This is a genomic window from Pseudomonas sp. 2822-17, assembly GCF_002742485.1.
Taxonomy (GTDB): Bacteria; Pseudomonadota; Gammaproteobacteria; order Pseudomonadales; family Pseudomonadaceae; genus Aquipseudomonas; species Aquipseudomonas cyclaminis.
This window is the reverse complement of record NZ_LJRZ01000605.1, coordinates 1-290: the sequence shown is the minus strand read 5'-3', so window position 1 is coordinate 290 and position 290 is coordinate 1. Positions and strand designations below refer to the sequence as shown.

Here is a 290-nt window from a genome sequence, read left to right as displayed (position 1 = left end):
GGTATACATAATGCCAAGCTCCCATATTCATCGGTTCCTCTTGTACCCAAACCCATTCCACAGCATTAGAGAACTTTTCTTTTAGTTTATACACTTGTTTCGAAGGGAATGGATAGAGTTCTTCAACCCGAACAATTTGAAGCCAATGATAATCTTTTCCACTTTCTTTCATAGCAGACTCTAGATCTACACCAATTTTCCCAGAACATAGTATGATTCGACTAACGTTTTCCTTCTTGTTATTATTGGGTTGTATTAAAATGGGTTGAAACCTTCCATCACTAAAGTTA

At 36.6% G+C, this 290-nt stretch carries 1 protein-coding gene; it reads right to left on the bottom strand.

What is annotated here, in order from left to right; all coding sequences use genetic code 11:
* Positions 1 to 290: hypothetical protein (locus AOA60_RS34845; RefSeq protein WP_218240771.1), on the bottom strand; the 290-nt coding region annotated here is incomplete at both ends.